We start from the raw sequence: 21,503 nt of genomic DNA on the forward strand, positions 1-21,503 counted from the left end.
CTATTCCATTGCTGGAATGAACAAGTGGCTACATCATCACGGTTTCTTATATGAGAAGTAGAAAGCGGTACTGCTCAAGTTTAATTCAGAGAGGTAATAAGCATTTATCGAACACTAGGACAAGACGCTAAGAAATAGCGAAGACCCTGTGTTGTTCATGATGCCGTTCATCCCACGAAATCAACATAACTCAGTTATGGCGGGATACATAAAAACCAAGACAAAGACAAAGTTATTGAGCCCACAGGCAGTCGAACTCATCTTAATATTATCAGTGCGTTACCACTTTAAAAGCTTGGCGAAATGGTGTCAGAAATCTATGATTCCATAGCAGTAAGGGCATCGTTCAGGCCTGTTGAAGATGCGTCAAAAGTGCTCAATGTCGAGCTTCATTACTTACCTCCTCACTGTCCAAATTTAAATCCCAATAGAACCGCTTTAGAAAGTGATGAATGAGCATATGAGGAATAGTATTTACTTGTGCCCAATTCACCCATCAAAGAGTTTTTCGATGTAAAGCAACCAGAGGGTGCAGGAGAAATCTCACCCAGAATTACGGATAATTTTCAGATTTTGAAACCTGATTCTTCAAGTTGAAAGGGTATAATTATATTAATTCTTATTTTTCGATACACTTAAGAGAGTGATACGCAGTATATTGATCAAAATAGACATGTCCTGTAATACTTTGTATAAAATTAGTATGGTTAAGAATATCCATGACAGGCCCTTTAATTTCAGAAAAATGTACTGTAATACCTCGTTCTTGCAAATCTGACATTATTTTTTTAAGACTGTCTAAGGCACTCAAATCAACATCATTGACTCCTGAAAACATCAAGATTAAATGCCTAGTGAGTGGTTTGTGAGTGATGAATGAAGGGATTTTTTCTTCTAAATATTGTGAGTTCGCGAAATACAGGCTTTCATCAATTCGAATTGTAACAACCGAAGGCGTTGTCTCTACCTCATATCTGTCGACGTTGCGAAAGTAGTGAGTACCATGTACAAGACCGACAACTGCGATATGTGGGCGACTGGTGCGCCAGAGAAATAATACGAGAGATGCGACCAGTCCTGCAAACAAACCAATCTCAACGTTAAAGGCCAGTACACCGATAATGGTAAGAAACATGGCAATAGCATCACTTTTTGCACTTTTCCAAGTATGGATGATGGCTTTTACATCAATTAGTGCCGATACCGCCACGATAATGGTTGCCGCTAATACCGTATGTGGCAAATAGGTAAACAGTGGAGTGAAATAAAGCACCGTAATACCGATTCCGATTGCGGTAAATGTGCCCGCTAATGGTGTTTCGGCGCCGGCATCATAATTGACTACTGAGCGCGATAGACCACCGGTAACCGGAAATCCCCCGTTAATAGCCGAAGCGATGTTGGCACCACTTAAGGCAATCAGTTCCTGATTTGGCTCAATTCTCTGGCGACGTTTCGCCGCGAGTGTCTGGCCAACCGAAGCCGATTCGACAAAACCGATAATACTCAGCAGAATCGCGGCCGGAAGCAGTTCTCCAATTAGTGCGAGATCGAGTGATGGCAGTGAAAAGCTCGGCAAACCGCTTGGGATCTGGCCGACCACGCTCACGCCCTTTTTGTCCAGATCAAACAGGGCTACCAGTACAATACTCAATATCATCACTATCACTGGAGCCAGTTTGGTTACATGACCTGCCAGTTCTGATGAAAGTCCCAGCTTGATTAAATTGGGTCTAAGGCTCTTGCGTGCATAGATCAGGGCAATCAAGCAGGATACGCCAATCAGCAAGGTATAGAAATTGGTTTGGGGCAATGCAAGAATCAAATTGGTCAGGCGTTCAATCACATTTTCTCCGTGCAGTGGCACGCCAAGAATATGTTTAAACTGTCCGATAGAGATAAGAATACCGGAGGCGGTCATAAAACCGGAAAGCACTGGATGGCTTAAAAAAGTGGTCAGAAATCCCAGTCTAAGTACCGACATTAGCAACAGCACGATACCGGAAAGAAATGCTAATGTTGCAGCAGCCGTGATATAGCCTTGGCTACCCGTTTCAAACAACGGAGCAACGGCTTCTGCGGTCATTAGCGAGATAACCGCAACCGGACCGACAGCCAGTGTTTTACTGGTACCAAGCAGAGTATAAGCGATCAGCGGCAGGATACTGGCGTACAGACCAACAACGGGTGGTAGGCCAGCGACCATCGCGTATGCAAGGCTTTGAGGAATTAGCATCAAAGTCACGATGATAGCAGCTAAGCCATCTTTCGTCGCATCATGACGCGAATAGTCGGGCAACCAAGACGATATCGGCAGCCATTTCAACCAGGAATTTTTCATGCCTTGGTTATCCTAAGTAATGTGTGTGAACTCGGTTAATCGGGTTGCTTAACCCAACTCAGGTCAAAACCCATTTTGGCGGCTTGAGCAATGCGTTGATCAAATAAACCCAATTCGTTGCTGCTCATCGACCAGAGTACGCTGCAACGTGTTCCAGTGCGACAGAAAGCAAAAATTGGTTTAGGAGCCTGTGCAAAGAACTGACCAAACTGTTTCCCCTGCTCTTGAGTAATACTTCCGGAGATCACTGGTAGGTGAAAATAGGCTAAGCCCTGTTCTTTAGCCAGTTGTTCAATTTCTCTATTCAGAGGCTGACCATTTTCTTCCCCGTCCGGGCGGTTGTTGATGATCGACTTAAACCCCATTGTCGCCAGACGTGCTACGTCGCTGGGCTGAATTTGTGGTGAAACGGTAATTGAATCGGTTAAATAGATTGGTATCAGCATAACAGCAACTCCGTTTCAGACTTTATTCAATGGTATTTTCAGATAACGCACACCGTTATCTTCTTCCGGTGGTAATTTTCCGGCACGCATATTGACCTGAACCGAAGGCAAAATCAGGGTCGGCATATTCAGTGTGGCATCACGTCTTTCACGCATTTCAACAAATTGCTGCTCCGAAATATTCTGTTTGACGTGAATATTATGTAAGCGCTCATCACCGATCGTAGTTTCAAACTGGTACTTTTCTCGGTTTGGGGCTTTGTAGTCATGACACATAAAGACGCGTGTTTTATCAGGCAGAGCGAACAATTTCTGAATTGAGTGATAGAGGGTCGCTGCATCTCCTCCGGGGAAATCGCAACGGGCGGTGCCGTAATCGGGCATGAATAAGGTGTCGCCAACAAATACACAGTTATCAATAACATAAGCCATACAGGCAGGAGTGTGTCCCGGAGTATGGATTGCCTGTGCTTGAATCCCCCCAAGAGTAAAAGTTTCCTGATCAGCAAACAGGTGATCAAACTGGCTGCCGTCCATCGCAAAATCATTACCGGCATTAAACAGCTTGCCAAACGTATCCTGTACCACCGTGATTTTGTCACCAATACCGAGTTTGCCACCGAGTTTCTGTTTGATATAGGGGGCCGCGCTTAGGTGATCGGCATGAACATGGGTTTCAAGAATCCACTCAACCTTTAAGCCATTTTCCACAACAAACTCAATTAGTTTATCGGCCGTTTCGTATGAAGTTCTGCCTGATGCCGGATCATAGTCGAGCACTGAATCAATAACAGCACATTGTTGACTGGTTGAATCAACGACGACATAACTATAGGTGAAAGTTTTCAGATCAAAAAATTCGTAAACGTTGGGAGTCATATTACGTCCTTAGTTCGGTAAAGGATGAGTGATATGTGACCAAGATAACGAGTGCTGGTGAGCACCCGTTTACATAGTTACTCAGTTTATGGTCAGCAAAGTTTGCCGATTACAGCGTTTTTTTGCTGAAGTACCAGTCAACGTAGTTGTAACCTTGATCTTTACGCACTTCCGCTTCCTGAGTGGTTGTTGGTGGTGGAACAATTACTTCATCGCCAGGAGTCCAGCTTTCCGGAGTCGCACATGCGTTTGCATCGGTAGTTTGTAGTGCTTTAACCAGACGTAGTATTTCTGCAACTGAACGGCCGTTGCTCATTGGGTAGTAAAGCATCGCACGTAGTACGCCTTCAGGGTCGATAACGAAAGTGGCACGAACCGCAGAAGTATCACTTGCACCAGGTTGGACCATGCCGTAAGCGCCAGCGACTTTCATATTCAGGTCAGCGATAATCGGGAAGTTAATTTCAACACCAAAGTTATCTTTAATGCTACGAGCCCATGCGATGTGCGCATGGACACCATCAATAGACAGACCCATCAATTCGCAATTTAGCGCTTTAAAGTCATCACTTGCCTTCGCAAAAGCCATAAACTCTGTTGTACACACAGGCGTAAAGTCAGCAGGGTGAGAAAATAGCACAAGCCATTTGCCTTTGTAGTCCTCTAGCTTAAGCATTCCGTGTGTTGTCTTAGCATTGAATCGTGGTGCCGGTTTGTTTAATTGTGGCATTGCAACAACTTGGTTTTCATGTTCGCACATAGGTAACCCTTCTATTATGTTTCGGTCAATTAATTATCATTAGTTCAGTAATAACTAACTAGTTAAAAAGATATGGTTTAGTCTAATATCAAATAATCGCGTAAGTTATAAAATGGATTTACTCAATTCACCCTTTAACATTGAACAATCGACCAACCATATTTAGAGTATATATTTCTGAATGACAAAAAAGTCACTAAAAATGCCAACAAGTTATCCTAATACGACAATTCTCAAACCAAGCACCAAGGCATACATCCTTGATAGTACGAAGCCCGTGTTGATGGAAAAAAGACAGCTAGAAGCGGGCACTGGTGTTCCTGAACACCAGCATCCTAGAGGGCAATTTATTTGGGCTGAGTCAGGTACTTTCAGTATCCTTAGTAATAACAAGGTATGGATAGTACCGACATCATGCGGGATATGGATTCCGAGTAATGCCTTTCATGAGCTCTCCAGCGACACAAAAACAGTATTGTTGAGTTTATATGTCGATCCTTTTTATGAAGTTCTTTCAGAAAACGAGCACGCCGTCGTAATGAAACTAAGTAGTTTATTGAAAGACGTTATGAAAAGACTTGTTAGTGAAAATACCAATCAAAACTACAGTCGGTTGTTGGGGCTCGTTGTATTAGAGGAATTATCTTGTTTAGAACAAACGACTTATTGGATGCCATCTGGGACAGATCCTCGTCTAAAAAAATTATTAAGCTTACTGATTAATGAGTTTTCTTCTGACCACCAACTGCGCGCACTTGCACCTAAGGTTGGTGCGAGCCCGCGTACGATCGAACGGTTATTTATCAAAGAGATAGGACTCACGTTTAGAGCATGGAAAAGTCGATATAAGTTGATTCTGGCTAGGGACCTTATAGAACAAGGACTGACAACTAAATCTGTAGCACATGAAATTGGGTACAAGAGTATTCCAAGTTTCACTAGAGAATTTAGCAAATTTTTCGGAGTTCCTCCTCAGCAATGTGGAAAGTCCAAGTGCAATGATAACTAAATTGGCGTATACCCGTGTAACATCATGTCATATATCGGGCGGAGAAGTGTTTCCTCCATTCTCCAAGCTAACTTACTTTTTTCAAGTGGGTCAACGACTTGAAAAGGCAGCGCTGTGACTGGTTGTAATGAATAGTCAAACTCCCACAACATCGCATGGCCCACATCGAGAATCATTGGACATGAAGTATAACCGTCCCACTTGTGATGAGGTGTTTTACCTGTAAGCAGCGCACATATATTATTAGTAACAACTGGTATCTGTGACTTCACCGAAGCTGCGGTCTTACCAATGGGCGTTCCAACACAATCTCCAAGGCCGAATACATTCGAATAATGTATGTGCTGCATTGTATACTGATCAACGTTTAGATAACCTCTATACGTGTCGTTATTCGCCAAGTCAGACTCAATAACAACCTGTGGAGGAAGCATTGGCGGTACAACATGTATGAAATCCCAATCAAGTCTTTTTGTAGAGCCGTCTTTTAATATAAAGGTTACTGTTTTTTTGTCAGAATCTATGGAGCTTAAAATGTGCTCATAATTCGGTGTGATTTGCCGTTTATTCCAAATGTTTTTGATTCTTGTGTCAAAGTTTTTAACTGAGAAAAGCAACGATTCTGATGTGAAATATTGAAAATTAAGGCCATTGCGATTATCAGATTTCTGTGCAAAGCTTTCTACTAAATTCGTCGCTTTCATTGGTGCGCCTGCACATTTTATAGCACCCTGTGGTCGAGTAAATATTGCATTTCCTCCGCCCGGATTATCCAAAAATTGTTGAGCTTGTTGGTAACTTTTAATACCTGCTTCCGGGCTATGGTAAATGCTGGAGATTCCACTTTTTCCAATAAGGTTTGTATCTAGGCCGTCTATCAAGTCGTAGCGTAAGCTTAGTCCTGTCGAAACAACTAAATAATCGTACTGTATCGACTCTCCATCTGACGTTATTACCGTGTTCTTATCGGGAATGAACTCTCTCGCTGAGCTTCGTTTCCAGGTGACGTTGTTATTTATGTAGTCTCCAATTGGTCGTATGACATCACAGGTTTTGGAGTATGATCCCGCAAGAAACAGAGTTTGACCGGGTTGGTACCAATGAAAGTCTCTTGGTTCGATAATTGTTATCTGAGCGCCATCTAAATGGCGTAAAAGCATATTGGATAACCCAATACCTGCGGCACCACCACCAACAATCAATATTTTTGCATTGGTACTCACTTTCTGGCTTTCTTTATATGTAAGTCCAACTGCACCTAAAACACCCATGCCTATGCCAGACTTTATTAATGTTCTTCTGGAAATCTCCATTTCTAACTTCCTTAAACAATGAACGACTAAGCTTTTCATTTCACATAACGTTATGTGTCAAAAAATTAAGCGAGTGAATTGCCAGTTAATAAATCTTTATACGTCCTACTTGTCGCTCTAAGTAGGACGGGTATATTTAATTATTGGCTAAACTCGTCCACAGCAGCCAGAGCTTGTGTTCCATAAATTACAGCAGGGCCTCCGCCCATTAAAATAGCTACATTAATGGTCTCAACCAACTCTTCTCTGGAAGCTCCTGCTTTTACAGCCGCTTCAACATGGGAGCCAATACAGCCATCACAACGGACATTGATGGCAATCGCAACAGCGATAAGCTCTTTATATTTGGTTTCCATAGCGCCCGAAGAAAAAGCTGCTTTGTGAAGACTTAAAAAAGCGTTAAGAGTCTCAGGGCTCTCTTTTCGAAAAGCGGAACCTAACTTGCGTTGTTGCTGATTAATGTCTGTATAGTTTTTGCTCATAATTTACCTCAGTTGTATATTCAAATTTATTTACTCTGGCTTGCATATTTCACCAGCTTTTATGGCTTTGAATGTATTAAGTGAAAGCCACAGAATTAGAAGGGTCAAGCATCCTAATAGCGCTATCCCCACGTAGAAGTATGCAGGTGACTGAGCTAGCTCAGCATATCTAAACAGAGCGACGTTAAAAGCCGCTACCGGAAATGAAAAAGCCCAGGATGAAAGATAAAACCCACCTTTTCGAAATTGATTGATATTAAGCATCAGCAAAATAGCGGTGAATAGTGCAACAGAGGCAAGTATTCTAGAAAAGTCAGTCAGTTCTGGTACTAGCGAGCTATAGGAAACAAAACCAATGGAGGGCGGAGCTAACAAGATAAACAGCATAGGCTTAAAACGTGCTGGTAAAGCTTCATGAAAAATCAGCCGGTTAATAATGATGGTTAATAGTACCAGCCAGAAAATAATACCAACGCCGAAAAAGAACCAGCTTACTTCGATATAACCCAGTTTAGCACCGGTGATTGGAGCTATGATGTTACCGACAACCGGGATAAACCAACTCGGGTTAGCGTGCTCGAGTCGATAGTGCTCATGATGTATCCAGCTATGCATAACCATTAAAGTTAGCGAAAGCTGAACGAGAGCGCCAATACCCCACAAACAATAGGAAAGCGATTCAAACCTATGCCAAACGACGGAAAGAAGTAATAGGCTGATTGAGAAGGCTGCAAAGAAATTAATCTTAATTGGGTGTTTTGTTTCTGCAATCACTGCATTGGGATAGCGAAAGAGCTTTAGCAAATAAAGGCTACTAACCAGCAGCATAACGATGCTTGCTAAAACACTGGTGAATGCTGTCACCACAGGTAAAGACATCCCCAGAGCTTTTTGCCATGCGATTGAAAATCCGCTCAAACCCATAACGATAGAGAACATTGAAATAGGGAAATGTATTAATCGGCTTTCTACCTTTGCAGAGGATAGGTGGTTTATCGATAAATCGTTCATATCAAGCCTTTTCAGTTGGTAGCTGTGACCATTAGTTGAATCTAATATACTCTTATCTGGCTGACGTTTTTAGTCGAAAGCATGACAAGGAATATTCCTAATGCGACAAAAGGTTTTTTAACAAAATGAACTGTTATAGAGTGGTGTTATCGCCTTTTATGCAAAAGTAGATCTGAAAAGCATATCCTCGATAGAGTCTTCTATACTTATTTGCTAAATGTTTTCAATCAAGGAGTGTAGTGGCATAGTGAATTTGGTCACTTAGTTAGAGGTGATATCATCACCTCATAAGTTAACAGGTGACACTATGACAAAACGTACAAGACGACTATTTAGCGCAGAGGAAATTGCTGGGATAATGCGCCAATGGAGCGCTTCTTTAGAAGTCTGAAGACGGAATGGGTGCCAACTGTGGGTTATCGTAGCTTCGCTGAGGCTCAACAAGAGATCAACCGCTACATTATCGGATATTACTGCCAACTCAGGCCACATCAGTATAACGGTGGCCTAACGCCCAATGAATGAGAACGATTATATTGGGAAAACTCTAAAACCGTGGCCAATTTTAGTTGACCACTACACATCTCCATGACTTAAAACTGAAATATCAGTGTCATAACTAATGCCTACTATGGACTGAAAATCACGTTTTTGTCTCACTTATGTGGCGAACAAACGGAAAGTTGATTCAAAACCAAGAAAGAATATAAAATTGATTATGACAGAGCACAAACGTTTACGCCTTTCTCTTTCACTGATTCAAACTATCAGTGCAACATTTTTAACTATCATCGCACTTGTTATAGCCCTTTCTGTCTCAAGTTTCAAAGGAATGGAACGGATTGGCGAACAATTTGATGAGTTGTCTCAAAAAGCCTTACCCATGGCAATGGCAAATGCGACACTCACAAGGAATGTGTTAGAGCAGGTCAAATTGCTTAACTATGGAATGCAAATTACCGATCCGAATGAACTTCCTCTTATCACTTCTCAAATTGAAGAACTAGCACAGCAAAGTGATGGACTGATAGAGCAAACTTCCGGTGTTGCTGAACACCTATCAAGTATGCTCAAAGAAAACGTTGCTGAGTTGCATCAAGTCACCAATTCCATTTTATCTAAACAGTCTGCGGTGATTCAGATGCAAAGCGACATTAACTCGGCGGTCGGTGGGTTTCGATATGGGCTAAGTTCGATTGGTCCAGAGATGAATCGTATCAGCTCATTTCTAAGCAACGACAACCCTGAATCGAATGATGCGGCAAATCGCTTCATTGCATCTGCAAGCTCGATGGAAAGCACTTTCTTGGTCATGATGATGCAAACTGAGCTAGAGAAAGCGGAGCAAGAATACCGAGAAATGCGAAACCGTATCGCGGGTATTAATCTCGCTTACGATGACTTCAAAGAGTGGCACCCTGAAGTGAGTGAGTTCGCCAGCCTAACTGCGCCTTATGAGATGGTACAAGCTGGGTTCAAAGACGAAGGGGTTTTGCGCTTGATTCTAGCGAAACTTGAACAAAGCGAGCAGCAAAAAGCGGAGTTTCAACGAGCCTCTCAGCTATCAAACGAAACCATGTATTTACTCGATCAAGTGTCTGATTCTGCCTCAGCTCTTATTGATGAGCGTGAAACTGTCGTCCACAGTACCATTCAAAACGTCAGCTTGATGGTTGTTGTTGCGTCTGGCGTTATCTCGCTCGTAGTTTTAGTTACTTGGTTTGTCCTTCGAACTTGGATCAATCGAGGGTTGAAAAACATCCTTACTCGTCTCTCCATGTTAACAGAACATGATTTCCGAATTAAAGCGCAAGAGATTGGCCCGTTTGAACTTAAAGAAGTCGCACGCAAACTCAACCAAGTTATCGACTCAACACACGATTCGATTTCTACCGTCACGCGTAACTGCGAAAATTTGTACCAAACCGCTGAGATCAGCCACGATGCGGCAGAGCAAACAAAGCAAAGCTTAATTATACAAAATGAAGCGCTGGCGAGTATGGTTACAACCGTTACTCAGTTAGAAGCTTCGATTAGAGAGATCGCCACGGTGACGAACGCATCTTCCGAAGATTCACATTTAGCGACAGAACATACAGTGAAAGGTGTTGGTGTGGTAGAGCAAAACCGTCAGCGTTTGGAGTCACTAGAAAGCTCACTCAACACGAATGAACAATCCATGATAGATCTCGACCAAAAAGTTAAACAGATCCGCGAGATGGTAGACATGATCAGTGGCATTGCCGATAACACCAACTTACTTGCTTTGAATGCGGCGATTGAAGCGGCGCGTGCAGGAGAACAAGGGCGAGGCTTCGCGGTAGTCGCCGATGAGGTTCGCAAATTAGCCAGAGATACCTCGCAGCAGACCACCAATATTCGTGAAATGATGAATGAGTTAGTGGCGGCGGCAGAACGCTCACGCAAAGCGGTGAACGACTCACGTGAAGAAATGTCTTACGCGTTGCAGTCGAGTGATGAGGTGAAATCAGCGTTTTCAGACATCAACAAAGCGGTTCAACATATCCAACAACGTGTCGAACAAATTTCCGTTGCGACAGAAGAGCAAGAACGTGCGACGGCTGATGTATCACATGCGATCACGCATATTTCTGACCAAGGTGAACACACCAAACTCCAATTGGAATCCATGGTAGAAAGTTCGGAGCAAGTCGCAGACATCGCGGGTCATCAACAAGCGATGCTGCATAAATACGAACTACACCAAGTGAGTTGATCCAACTTGAGGTGATACTAAACGAACTTCCAATACGACCAAAGACAAGGCAATTGCGCTAATGCCGTTCACTTAAGGTGTGTGATTCATAGAGATGGTTTCAATTTTCTTAGCTGAGGATCGAGCTTGTAATTCTGCTCTTGAAACCGCTCTTTCTTGATCTGGTCATGCTGAGACACCTCTTCAGACAAAGGAGTTTGATCAGATATCTCAGTAATCCTGTCTATCGTTAGCCCATTTAACGAGCTATGGGCCGTTCCCAGTTGTAGTAGTGTTGCCATTCAGCTAGTAACAGATCCAGTTCTTTCAGCCCCACAGAGACATCTATGGTCGGATAGAATTCACTTTTATCTGTTTTCTGCGAGCGTTCCATTTTGCCATTCAGGTGAGGTGAGTCAGGCTTATTTGGGTGAAACTTGATCCCATAAATCATGAGTTGTTTCTGGACTTTTTCAGCAAAGAATTCACGCGCTCTGTCCGTCTGAATACGCTGGATAGGAAATGGCATCTCTTCCATGACACAATCGATAAAGTCAACTTTATTTGCTGCTGTTCGTCGAGAGTAGCACCTGAGAACCCGATAGCGAGAGCAGTCATCAATAGCTGTATACTGGTAAATTCCAGGCGCTATTTTACAGGTATTCATCTGGACTCTATCACCAGAAATTGGGCACTCATATCTTTGGAAATCTTTTTTGCTTCGGTAGGTTACGATGGGTTTGACTGATGCTTCGGATTGTAGTTGCTGTAGTGGAACGGTGAATTAGTTCCTTCCTAACGAACTTCTTCATACAGGACTCAGGTTAATTGGTATTGGCAGAAAATAGGTACAAATAGCATCGCTATTACTGGAGCAATATTGAATACCTGATTTAACTCGCCCTCTCTTGATGCGTAGCATCGATATCTTGGTGAGTTCTTTTAGTTGTTGATTTCATAACACTCTCCAATTTTTGGGTTGGAAAGTGTCAACCTTATTTAGGGCGGTACATTCATACAAAGAAAAGCAGCTGGAAGACAAGCTGCTTTTTACTTTCGTTGATTTTGTTTTGGTGCTTATTGCAGTTGCGGTGATTATTCAGACAAGGTTATGGTTGGTAAATCATCCCAAATCTTGCTCTCATCCGATGCGCCGCCAGAGAAGTTCCAAGGTCCTTTGTCTTGCTCTAGAGGACGGTAAGTAGCAGACAGTCCATCCAAGTCCCAAGTTGTGACATAGAAACGAATGCCATCCAGTGAATCAGGTCGACCTAGCGCATCACTCGCAAAGTCCATCGAAATGGTGTTTTTGGCTTTGTCTACTGTGACCATTGGCGCTGGTGTTACCGCTTTGCCCCATGTTGTCGTGTTTGAGCCTTGAGTGTTGTAAATCGAGCTTTGCCAGCCGAAGACCACGGCGTTACGGCTCCATGTTCCGCTTGGCATAGAAGCGTTGATTTTAGGCAGTTCCGTTAGGTTGGTTGCCGCTTCTTCCGGTAAATCAATGAAGATGGTGAAACCAATGTGGTCAAAGCCGTTTGGCGGCAACCAAGTGTCGGTGATCTTGTCCATGGTGAAGGTCAAGCGCACGTTACTGCCGACGGTGAATACCTCTGCTTTGTTGATCGCGAGTTGGCTGTTGTCTTTGTCGAACGTTGGGTCAGTTGGTAACGAGTAGTTACCGTTTGGACCGCCCATACCATCTTGCGCGTCGCCTGCGTCATCAATGGTAGCGTTTGGCGTGTATGACCAGCTTAAGTCAGACACAAAGTTCACATCTTCAATGCCTGCTTTTTCCTCTATTGAGTAAATAGCGAAGCGGTGTTGCTGCTCGCCAATCGCAAAGTGACGAGTAGATAAAGTCACGCTAAATTGACCGTCGGCACCGACGGTAATGGCTTGCGCTGTTTCTAGATTACCGTCAACGACGAGATGCAGCGCCTCGTTTGCGTTAGCAGTACCAGCAATCACGATGTCATCGGTGATGGTTTGTTCTTCCCAATCCTTCGCCAGTTGGATGTTGAGGTTTGGAGTATCTACAGATTGTGTGTCGTTTGTCTTCGAATAAATCACTGTAGACTTGGCTGGTAGCTCAAGCGATACGTGACCATTTTCATCTGCGACTAACTGTTCTGGAGCATCAGTCCAGTTCGACTTGATTTGTTGTTTGAAGACGGTGCCGCCAGCTTGCTCTACATCGAGTTGATTCATCAACATTGGTGAGTTCGATGTGTTCATTACCACCAAGATTTCGTCATTATACAACGTACGGGTAAAGGCGAACACACCTGCGCCGGCTTTATCGCTGCCAATTACTTTCATTTCGCCGCGTGTCATGACTTTGTTTTCGGTACGCAACTTAGCAAGCTCTTGGATGAACAAGTACATCTCGCTGTTTTGGTAGAATGAGTCTACGTAGTCGCCGTCTCCATTGTAACCGCCGGCAAACATCGCATCGCGCGCCGCTGACATCGCCTGTTCTGTACCTTGGTAAATCACAGGGATGCCCGGTACAGCCATCATGGTAATCAGTGCTTGCTTCATATCATTGACACTGCCTTGCGATAGAAAACGTGGCATATCGTGGTTATCAATGAAGTTCGGCATGATGTATGGATTAGGGAACATCTCCATCATTTTCTCAAGACGGAAGCGTAAGTAATCGGTTGGTTGTCCTGCAGCAAATACGCGCGTCATGGTCGCTTGTAACGGGAAGTTCAACACCGAGGTTAACTGCTCCGGTGAGCCACTTTCGCCGATGTAAGTCAGCATCTTTTCTTCACCTTCGGTGTTGTAAGGTGTAGACGTTTCGAATACTTCGCCAAAGGTCAGGAAGTTATCGCGACCAGTTTCAACCGCTTGAGTCATCACGCCATCATCAGCGTGTAGGAAGTCGTTCCAGAAATCGTGCTCAACAAACTTCACGGTATCGATACGGAAACCGTCAACGCCCACTTCTCGTATCCATTTACGGTAGCTCTCTTTTAGATAAGCGCGTACTTCAGGAACGGACGTATTTAGGTCATCCAGATCCGACAGTTGCCAGGTTTTTTCTTGTACGGGATCGTTGTGGTCGGTGATGCTTGGCGTCCAGTGGTAAATGCCAGTACCGTCTTCTTTACACTCATTCATGTTGAGCGGGTAAGGCAGTTCTTGCCCCGCTGGCAGTGCATTTTCAATCAAGCGGAAACCTTGGCAAGGTAGGCTAGGATCGTAATTGTATGGGTCATCGTAAGTGAAGAAATTACCCACATGGTTGGTCACGATGTCTTGGATCAAGAACATGTTACGAGCGTGCACTTCTCGCGCTAAAGCTTGGTAGCTTTCCATGTCACCAAAGTGTTCATCCACTTTTTGGAAATCACGCGCCCAGTAGCCATGGTAGCCGCCATAGTTTTGTTCTGCATCCCACCATTGGTTTGCCACTGGCGGCGTAATCCAGATAGCGGTAGCACCTAAGTCTTCGATGTAGCCCAGTTTGTCACTGACCCCAACAAGGTCACCACCACTGAATTTCTTGTTTGAGGAGGGGTCGTACTCATTCTGACCTTGATCGTTGAGAGTGTTGTCGCCGTCGTTAAAACGGTCGATCATCAAGAAGTAAATGATCTGGTCTTGCCAATCAGGAGATGCCACGTGGCTTCCTGTATCTGTTGGCGTGGTTTCATCGCTACCACAGCCAGAAAGAGCTAGGGCGATCGCTAAAGGTAGTATTTTTACTTTATTCATAGGGTTAAGTAAGGTTTCAAACACGGTTTTTGTCTCCGTTATGCAGAAATGCAGAAACAATAAAGCAAAGGTTTGAAATTTAGAGTGTCATTTAACGCCAGAATAGACGTGAAATGATGTCACGAAGTGCTGAATTTGAACTGTGCCACATATTTAACTGAGTGGTTGCACAATTGGGTATTGAATCGGATAATGTTCTTTGGCTAACTCATTACCAAAATGCTCGTAGAGTCGGAATCGACACTGTTTAGCCGTTTGAGTGAGGGGCAGTTTCAGCGCCCAGCATGTGTAATCTTCTGCATTCTGAGTCAGGTTCATTGTGTGTGGAGTTTGCGTGTCACCCACATAGCAATCGATCTTCGCCACGTCTTTTAATCGACACGCGAGTTCCACAATCAACGTGTACTGAGTGCCGAGTTGGATCTGTTGTCTAGTAGGGACAATGTATTCCGTTGCGCCAATTAAAAGCCCTTTAGAAACCACGTAATCACGCTGGTGGTTGTTATCAATGTAGCGTTCACCATCGACTTCATAACACAGTCTAAACGTAAGTGGATGAGCGACAGGAAGCTCTGTCGTCGCCCATAGTTCGGTGCCATTGTTTAAGAAGCGCTCGAAGAAGGCAGGGTAGCGACGCCACGCGCCATCACGATCTCGACACTCAACTGAGACCACTTTTTCAAACGCAATGTTATCCACTTCCATCCAGATTTTACCGACGGGCTGATCAATGTCGTTATCAGCTAGAGTATTGGCTTTGGCATAGTACAAGCGGATGGGTTGGTTATTGAGATGAGTGCTGTTATCCAAACATTGCTGGCGATACTGCATTGGCGAAAATGGATACCATCGGCGAAAGGTTCGGTGGAAGTTGGAAGGCTCTTCATAACCAAGCTGATAAGCGATTTGCTGCGTCGTGAGTTGAGTGTCTGCAAGTAGGGCAAGCGCGTGCTTTCTCTTAGCGAAGTCAACGCATTGCGAATAGCTTATTTGTTTTTCTTGCAGGCGACGTTGCAAGGTGCGCTTGGATACCCCCAGTTGCAGCGCGGCTTGCTCTAATTTCAGCGCATAATTGCTGTTTTTGACGAAGAGAGCATTAAGCACGCTCAACAATTCTGGCTGTTCAATTGGTTGATGAGAAAGCAGCAAATAGACATGTTTTACCAAATCGAACACTATTGAGTCCGGCGTTGATTTTATTTCTTCTTCTGGTTCGAAATAAGCAGAGTATGGGTCATGGCTATGAAGTTGAATGTGAACAGAATCACTCAACCTTAGAAGTTCTAATTGCATCATCAACAGATCATAAATCGATTCTGCCCAGCTCGGCATCTCAGCAGTCCTGCACTTTAGCTGCATCTGAATCTGGTTATTTCTCTGCTCAAAAACAATGTACAGGCTGCGGTCGAACAGCGAAACGCTTTTGCTCCACCATCGAAGCCCTTCTTCTAGATTCGGTGCTTCTTGCAGCATCATACATTGCAAGGCAATCAGCTTTTCAATGTGCCAGTATTCGCCAGAAATTCTTAGGTGATTGTGCCCAAGTCTTTTGCATAGAAAGGGCGTGATGATGTTGTCTTGAGGTAGCATAAAAGTGGTTTGGTCTCAGAGCAAAGTACGCATTATTGATTAAACCATGTATTTGTTCAGTGAGAGCGCTCAAAGCCTGTCACATCGGCTATTTTCGGGGTGGTTAGAACCTTCTCGTGAAGAAGATTCAGTTGCCAATACGAACTGTATTTAGGTCAAATAATCGAAGGCTTGTTTATGTTCCAAAGAAATTTGGCTATCGCAAGGAGTGTAAGATAAGTACTTAAGCTTATCTCAACGCTAGAAGACAACGATTGGGATGAATGTTCTCAGGTTCGCCCAGTGAAGTTTGCCAGTTAAGCTTCCAAGCAGAATGTTATCAGTACTTTCTTACGTTGTTGGCTGAACTTTTCATGAGTAAATTCAGGAAAGGTGCGAATGGTCGGCGTTATCGAACGACAATTAGCGCGTACTGATCTGTACAATTGATACTGGACTCCAAGCTACGCGACACTATATTTGTGGTTATTAAGGTGTTTCTCATTTAGTAGAATCTATGGCAAGGTTTTGTCCGTGCGACGTGAAGTTGCATGAAGCGCTGTTCATCGCGATAAGAGTGAATGTATGGTACGCCCCCGCATTTGCAAGTAAATAAATAATAACGAGCTGATTTGCGCTAATGTATTCAGAGTCTTTATGAAGTCACTACACAACTTCGCTCTACGATGAGATCCGCCCCAGATTGTCCTCATAACTATCAAAGCATTTTAATTTGCTTGTTCACTCAACAGGTTTCAATCTGGTGGTCTAAGCGTTTTGTCATCACTTATCATCATTGCAAATCTGGTTTAAATTTTTAGTGAGAATTCTTTCTTTGTGACCATAACAGACCACGCTATTCTTGCGAGCTTATTAGCTAAAGCAACAACAACCACATTAAATGGTTTTGTGCGTTTTAGATTTACTACCCACTCCCCAAAATGCTTTTCAGCAGTTTCTGTTCTTTTTAATATTGATCTAGCTGCATGGATATCTTTGAATATATTGAGATGTTCTACAACGTAAAACGCAGGCATGGTTCCAATAATCAATTGTCGCCTGTAGAGTATGAGAAGCAATATGAGAGAAGACTAACTAGTGTCTACTGACTCGGTGGCTATTCAACTCTTATACTTGATAGCTAAATCGTTCGGACGGATGCGATTCTGATAGTTTTGCTTCGAGAGGCTACATTACTATCTTGTAAACATAAAAGGATGACCTTATGTTACGTTTTTTTAACATTCAAAATGGTGTTATCACTACAATTGGAGAGAACTCTGACCGAGATTTAAGTGAACTAGTGTCTCAGGCGGACTGGATCGATGCTCATGAGCCTAGTGACGAAGAGAGAGAGCTAATCGGCTCATTACTACGAATTGAACTGCCTGATTCAGAAGAAGTAGAAGAAATTGAAACATCTGCAAGGTGCTTTATTGACGCAGTTGGTATACATGTTCATTCCTTGTTTTTATCCCCAGCAGAAGGTCGACATAATACGGTTACGGTAGCGTGTATATTGCAGAACCAGAGGTTGATAACAATCAGAGAAGAAGATGTTGCAGATTTCCGGTTGCTTCGATTACGAGCGAGAAGAGGCCAAATTAAGTGTAGTAACGTTGATAGTTTGTTAGTTACTCTATTTGAACAGAAAGTCGAAAATCACGCTGATACGTTGGAAGATATTCACCGTCAATTAGAGAAAGTTAGCCACGATGTATTAGAGACTAGTGATGTTGATTTAGAGGACAGCATCAGCCGGCTTGCAAGGTTAGAAGACAGCAATGGGAAAATTAGATTATGTCTTATGGACTCTCAAAGAGACATTTCATTCCTTCTGCGACATTTAAAATCAAGAAGTGACCATAGAGAAACGTTAAGTGAAATTAGCCGAGATATAGATGCTTTGATGTCGCACACGACTTTTTTATTCGATAAGATCAACTTTTTGATGGATTCAACGCAAGGATTTATCAATATAAAGCAAAACCAAATTATCAAAATTTTCTCTATAGCGGCTGTTGTATTTCTTCCACCAACAGTTATAGCTAGTATATATGGGATGAACTTTGAGTTCATGCCTGAGTTATCATGGAAATGGGGATATCCAATTGCTATAGGGCTAATGCTGGCATCAGGTTTTGCTCCATACATATATTTTAAAAGAAAAGGATGGCTATAAGGTGTAGTGGTTAACTAAAATTGGCCACGGTTTTAGAGTTTTCCCAATATAATCGTTCTCATTCATTGGGCGTTAGGCTACCGTTATACTGATGTGGCCTGAGTTGGCAGTAATATCGATAATGTAGCGGTTGATCTCTTGTTGAGCCTCAGCGAAGCTACGATAACCCACAGTTGGCACCCATTCCGTCTTCAGACTTCTAAAGAAGCGCTCCATTGGCGCATTATCCCAGCAATTTCCTCTGCGCTAAATAGTCGTCTTGTACGTTTTGTCATAGTGTCATCTGTTAACTTATGAGGTGATGATATCACCTCTAACTAAGTGACCAAATTCACTATGCCACTCCACATCTTGACTTCCTTAGATTCCCACAATAAACGAACTGGTTGTCGCACCATTCAACATTTCTTCTTCGACTCTCTCCCAAATAAAGAGAATTTTTCGTCCGCCAAAAGGACGGATATAATGAATACCTTCAAATAAAACAGAGTCTTTAAGCTGCTCGCGAATCACTCTCTTATCATATTTGATAGCGGAAGATAGCTCTTCAGTGGTTAAGTATGTGTAGTTCATAAGGCCTCCTAGGTATTTAATGTGCCTGTTGAGGGTCATTACTACCCCACTGGAGGTTCTTGTAAGGTATTTTTGGTGCATTTTGAGCCAGTTTGTGATCATTTAAGACCTGTAGCGGAACTAAATCCATAGACAGATCCTACGGTATAATCAAAAGCAGTAAATAGGTAAACAAAATGATCAAATGTCACCTTTCAGCCTTAATGGGGGGCAAAGCGGCTAAAAATCTCTGCGTAGTGAGAGGAGTAGGGATCAATCGAAATACGGTTACCCGCCTTTATCACGAAACAAACAACCGAATAGATTTTGATACATTAGAGAAGATTTGCCGATATCTTGGCTGCCAGGTAGGCGATCTGCTTGAAGTTATTGATGATGAAGAGACAGATAAACAAAGTTAATGTCACAACTCTTTGATACCTTGTGAGTATTAGTTTTACTAATATTGAGCTTATGAATTTTGAATAAGCAGAAAAATGAGGGGAAAAGTCGCAAGAATCAAAGGTGGCCTCCAAATGGTCCCTATTTGGTTCCCAGGCTGGTTTGCGTTAGGATGTGAAGTCTTTAGATACACTGAATTAGATAATAAAGTGCTTTATTTACAGTTAGTTGGGATTATTAAAGCAGAAGATAAAACTTGGAGCGGGCAGCGGGAATCGAACCCGCATCATCAGCTTGGAAGGCTGAGGTAATAGCCATTATACGATGCCCGCGCATCGAAAGGACTCAGCTAATATGCCACATTAAATAAAAAATAAAAGTCTTTTCTCATCAATTGTTTGTCGGTTGCTCAAAAAACTATCTATCTGATGGTAAAGTATGCGATTGGCTCTGTTGTGGAAGGCGAGGCGCACTGATATTCGAGAGATTATCACCTAGGTTAGAAGTATCATTACGCTCAATCTACTAATCTAAAGTGCTCACGCTGTATTTATGTCATTAATATTGAACATGTGTTATCCATGCTCAACTCGGAAGCTCTCAGAATCGATGAGTCCTGAGAAAAGAGAAAAGAGAAATGCTAATCGAAGAAGAAATCGCGAAGATGTTTGAAAACTATCTGTATGGAAAAAAATAACGGTTAGAGGTTAGTTGCAAATTACTACGCGCAGGGAAATGTATTGTTCTTGGTTCGGTAACCACGGTGCTTACCGCCGTACTTATTTTTTAGGTTTGTTCTGCTTTTTGATGACAGCGCCGCTAATTACACCGCCGTTACGGTTCTATGCTTGTTTAGTGTGGTGTCAGTCAATACTGAGCATTTAAAAAGAAAGGCGCTGTCGATGCGCCTTTTGATTTTTTGTTAACGGCCGTATCGAAGTAGTTAATACCGCTTTAATAGCCAATACGATATAAATATTCACCAACCGCTTGGCATTGCTTTTTGTAAGTTTGCTCAACTTCGGACTCGTCGTGATCGGTTGCTTTAAACTCGAGTTCAGCAGACGATAACTGGTTAAAACTGTATTCTCTCTCAGACATCAAATAGTGTTTAAAAATAGCTCGATGTTCTGGAACTGCATTGCGCGCATTCGAAACATTCACACATTCCAATAGTGTTTCGTTGCTCATCTGTTCTGGTTTTTTTTCTGCGTGGACGACGGTAGAAAATGTTGCGACTACTACTGTTAGGAAGGCTGTTTTAGCGAATCTTATCATAATATGGATCTCGGATGGTTCAAGTAAACATGAGAGCTTCAATGCCTCTCATCGACACGTTTCCGTGCTTCTCTTCATTTGGTTTTATAAAATTAAACGATAAAGAAGGTTCACGACCATGAGTAAAGACATACAGTAAGTTCGCTTCTTTCCGCCCAGAAAGACGATAGAGGGAACGTTGGCTTTTGAAACTCTCGTAACCATTCAGCGGTAAAGGCGGCGTTTGCCACGCTAGCGCAAGTAACGGAGGCGGTAGGAAGGCAACGAGTAAGAAGTAGTTTGGTTTGAAACTTGACGATAATACGCCATCACTCGCAGACGTGCGGCGGCAAGAAACCAGTGCCAGTAAGTCACGTTTAATATGAAGGTAGTAACTATCAGAGCCCCAAGAGCTTGGGTAGGCAAATGAGTGAATGTCTGATAATGCTAGTTCCAAGTCTTGTGGTGTCAGTTTAAGTAAACGCTCTGACGTATAGTGTTTTCTGGCGCCATCTTCATGCGTGTATGAGGCAAGTATGCATCCAGAAAACAGTAACAGAGAAAGAACCAGCAATGTACGAAGTCGATAACGCAAGAAGCAACCCTAACCACATCAAATCATAGTTGGTCACTATGATCGCACAACATTAGCGAGACTATAAAAACAAGCAAAACTGTCGTTTGCCCAACCCCGCGTATACTAACGAGATGGAAGGAGGATGAACAGGGTTATCTGATAATTTGACCAACACTTGATAATTTTGCTTATGTTTTTAACGTAAACAGACGTTTCAGCATAAAGTCGTGCGCTATGAGAGACAAGTGATGGTCGATTGCGAGGGAAGGGTTCCCCCT

17 protein-coding genes, 1 tRNA gene and 6 pseudogenes are annotated in these 21,503 nt (G+C 43.0%); 8 read left to right on the plus strand and 16 right to left on the minus strand.

The features are described 5' to 3' along the window. The first annotated feature begins 7 nt into the window (after positions 1–7). Complete coding sequence (locus AC3D28_RS19500; RefSeq protein WP_488536813.1) at positions 8–61, plus strand: hypothetical protein; 54 nt, start codon at positions 8–10, stop codon at positions 59–61. 558 nt (positions 62–619) lie between these two features. On the opposite strand, the gene AC3D28_RS19505 is transcribed toward AC3D28_RS19500, so the two are convergent. The 4 genes from AC3D28_RS19505 to AC3D28_RS19520 all read right to left on the minus strand — a co-directional run bounded on the left by AC3D28_RS19505 (position 620) and on the right by AC3D28_RS19520 (position 4,426). Then, positions 620–2,341 (minus strand): SulP family inorganic anion transporter, encoded by a 1,722-nt coding sequence (locus tag AC3D28_RS19505; RefSeq protein ID WP_488536403.1) that lies wholly within the window; start codon positions 2,339–2,341, stop codon positions 620–622. Positions 2,342–2,376: 35 nt separating this feature from the next. Then, a complete protein-coding gene (locus tag AC3D28_RS19510) occupies positions 2,377–2,787 on the minus strand; it encodes a protein tyrosine phosphatase family protein (RefSeq protein ID WP_488536404.1) in 411 nt (136 codons plus the stop codon). Positions 2,788–2,802: 15 nt separating this feature from the next. Then, complete coding sequence (locus AC3D28_RS19515) at positions 2,803–3,666, minus strand: MBL fold metallo-hydrolase (protein ID WP_488536405.1); 864 nt, start codon at positions 3,664–3,666, stop codon at positions 2,803–2,805. 109 nt (positions 3,667–3,775) lie between these two features. Continuing rightward, the gene (locus tag AC3D28_RS19520; RefSeq protein WP_488536406.1) at positions 3,776–4,426 is read right to left on the minus strand and encodes a peroxiredoxin; all 651 of its coding nucleotides are present in this window, start codon (positions 4,424–4,426) and stop codon (positions 3,776–3,778) included. Positions 4,427–4,607: 181 nt separating this feature from the next. On the opposite strand from AC3D28_RS19520, the gene AC3D28_RS19525 reads away from it, so the two are divergent. Further along, complete coding sequence (locus AC3D28_RS19525; RefSeq protein ID WP_488536407.1) at positions 4,608–5,435, plus strand: AraC family ligand binding domain-containing protein; 828 nt, start codon at positions 4,608–4,610, stop codon at positions 5,433–5,435. Here the strand turns inward: AC3D28_RS19525 and AC3D28_RS19530 are convergent. From AC3D28_RS19530 to AC3D28_RS19540, 3 genes are all read right to left on the minus strand, one after another. Beyond that, positions 5,432–6,748: an NAD(P)/FAD-dependent oxidoreductase gene (locus tag AC3D28_RS19530; RefSeq protein WP_488536408.1), complete on the minus strand. Its 1,317-nt coding sequence runs from the start codon at positions 6,746–6,748 to the stop codon at positions 5,432–5,434. The two genes, AC3D28_RS19525 and AC3D28_RS19530, sit on opposite strands and share 4 nt — an antisense overlap. Positions 6,749–6,888: 140 nt before the next feature. Next, positions 6,889–7,230, minus strand: coding sequence for a carboxymuconolactone decarboxylase family protein (locus AC3D28_RS19535; protein WP_488536409.1), 342 nt, complete (start codon positions 7,228–7,230; stop codon positions 6,889–6,891). A gap of 30 nt (positions 7,231–7,260) precedes the next feature. Then, a complete protein-coding gene (locus tag AC3D28_RS19540; protein ID WP_488536410.1) occupies positions 7,261–8,241 on the minus strand; it encodes an SLAC1 anion channel family protein in 981 nt (326 codons plus the stop codon). A gap of 336 nt (positions 8,242–8,577) precedes the next feature. Here AC3D28_RS19540 and AC3D28_RS19545 point away from each other — a divergent pair. After that, positions 8,578–8,766, plus strand: a pseudogene (locus tag AC3D28_RS19545) (integrase core domain-containing protein); the annotation flags it as partial. A 193-nt stretch (positions 8,767–8,959) separates the two neighbouring features. Next, on the plus strand, positions 8,960–10,978 hold the full coding sequence (locus AC3D28_RS19550) for a methyl-accepting chemotaxis protein (RefSeq protein WP_488536411.1): 2,019 nt from the start codon (positions 8,960–8,962) through the stop codon (positions 10,976–10,978). An 86-nt stretch (positions 10,979–11,064) separates the two neighbouring features. Here the strand turns inward: AC3D28_RS19550 and AC3D28_RS19555 are convergent. The 4 genes and pseudogenes from AC3D28_RS19555 to AC3D28_RS19570 all read right to left on the minus strand — a co-directional run. Further along, positions 11,065–11,720 (minus strand): annotated as a pseudogene (locus AC3D28_RS19555) (integrase core domain-containing protein); the annotation flags it as partial. A 332-nt stretch (positions 11,721–12,052) separates the two neighbouring features. After that, positions 12,053–14,710, minus strand: coding sequence for an alpha-amylase family glycosyl hydrolase (locus tag AC3D28_RS19560; protein ID WP_488536412.1), 2,658 nt, complete (start codon positions 14,708–14,710; stop codon positions 12,053–12,055). Positions 14,711–14,839: 129 nt separating this feature from the next. After that, positions 14,840–16,276 carry a helix-turn-helix domain-containing protein gene (locus tag AC3D28_RS19565; RefSeq protein WP_488536413.1) on the minus strand — a complete coding sequence of 479 codons (1,437 nt, stop codon included), beginning with the start codon at positions 16,274–16,276 and terminating at the stop codon, positions 14,840–14,842. A 788-nt stretch (positions 16,277–17,064) separates the two neighbouring features. After that, positions 17,065–17,247: pseudogene (locus tag AC3D28_RS19570) on the minus strand (IS110 family transposase); the annotation flags it as partial. Here AC3D28_RS19570 and AC3D28_RS19575 point away from each other — a divergent pair. Continuing rightward, positions 17,245–17,364 (plus strand): annotated as a pseudogene (locus AC3D28_RS19575) (IS3 family transposase); the annotation flags it as partial. The pseudogenes AC3D28_RS19570 and AC3D28_RS19575 overlap by 3 nt on opposite strands. Positions 17,365–17,480: 116 nt before the next feature. Next, entirely contained in the window at positions 17,481–18,437 is a 957-nt protein-coding gene (corA, locus tag AC3D28_RS19580; protein WP_488536414.1) for a magnesium/cobalt transporter CorA, read from the plus strand. Positions 18,438–18,495: 58 nt separating this feature from the next. Here the strand turns inward: corA and AC3D28_RS19585 are convergent. Next, positions 18,496–18,683: pseudogene (locus tag AC3D28_RS19585) on the minus strand (integrase core domain-containing protein); the annotation flags it as partial. A 114-nt stretch (positions 18,684–18,797) separates the two neighbouring features. Further along, entirely contained in the window at positions 18,798–19,010 is a 213-nt protein-coding gene (locus AC3D28_RS19590) for a hypothetical protein (protein WP_488536415.1), read from the minus strand. Between the two features lie 176 nt (positions 19,011–19,186). On the opposite strand from AC3D28_RS19590, the gene AC3D28_RS19595 reads away from it, so the two are divergent. Then, entirely contained in the window at positions 19,187–19,411 is a 225-nt protein-coding gene (locus AC3D28_RS19595) for a helix-turn-helix domain-containing protein (RefSeq protein ID WP_488536416.1), read from the plus strand. Positions 19,412–19,648: 237 nt separating this feature from the next. Here the strand turns inward: AC3D28_RS19595 and AC3D28_RS19600 are convergent. Beyond that, positions 19,649–19,723: transfer RNA gene (locus AC3D28_RS19600), tRNA-Gly, on the minus strand. A 253-nt stretch (positions 19,724–19,976) separates the two neighbouring features. Here AC3D28_RS19600 and AC3D28_RS19605 point away from each other — a divergent pair. Further along, positions 19,977–20,088, plus strand: a pseudogene (locus tag AC3D28_RS19605) (DUF4136 domain-containing protein); the annotation flags it as partial. A 257-nt stretch (positions 20,089–20,345) separates the two neighbouring features. Here AC3D28_RS19605 and AC3D28_RS19610 read toward each other — a convergent pair. Further along, positions 20,346–20,669, minus strand: a complete 324-nt coding sequence (locus AC3D28_RS19610; RefSeq protein ID WP_488536417.1) for a hypothetical protein — start codon at positions 20,667–20,669, stop codon at positions 20,346–20,348. A 19-nt stretch (positions 20,670–20,688) separates the two neighbouring features. Next, complete coding sequence (locus AC3D28_RS19615; RefSeq protein WP_257145707.1) at positions 20,689–21,243, minus strand: hypothetical protein; 555 nt, start codon at positions 21,241–21,243, stop codon at positions 20,689–20,691. Positions 21,244–21,503: the final 260 nt, after the last annotated feature.

The sequence above is a fragment of the Vibrio sp. TAP-3B genome (assembly GCF_057784735.1).